Below are 447 nucleotides of genomic sequence, written 5' to 3' on the forward strand. Positions count from 1 at the left end.
TAAAAAAACTTCGTCAACTGATGGGCGACCCGCTGTTTATCAAAACGCTGGATGGTATGCAGCCCACCCCTCTTGCCCAACAAATGGAAGCTACCGTAGCAAAGGGGATGTTTTACTTTGATCAGGCTATCTACGGCAACCGAGAATTTATACCCGCCTCTTCAAAGCGCGAATTCCGCGTCAGCCTCGTGGATTATATGAGCCAGCAGCTGCAGCCCAAGCTCATTCAACACTCGTTGATACATGCGCCTGACGTCTGCTTCAACATGCTCTCTACACGCATTGCCAGTGCCGACGATGCACAGGAGGTCATTCAGGCCAATGATATCGACTTGGCCATTGTGCAATTTGAAACCTTACCCCTCACCCCATATCACGAATATTTGTGTGATGACGTGATTGGCTGTGTAGGCGACGCCACCTACTACGGCTCGGGCAGCGCCATCA

1 protein-coding gene is annotated in these 447 nt (G+C 51.0%); it reads left to right on the top strand.

Translation table 11 applies throughout. The annotated features are described in order from the left end of the window. On the top strand, positions 1 to 447 hold a 447-nt coding region (locus tag Q5762_RS37165), incomplete at both ends, for a hypothetical protein (RefSeq protein ID WP_315896727.1).

The sequence above is a fragment of the Streptomyces sp. P9(2023) genome, from assembly GCF_032436795.1.
Taxonomy (GTDB): Bacteria; Actinomycetota; Actinomycetes; order Streptomycetales; family Streptomycetaceae; genus Streptomyces.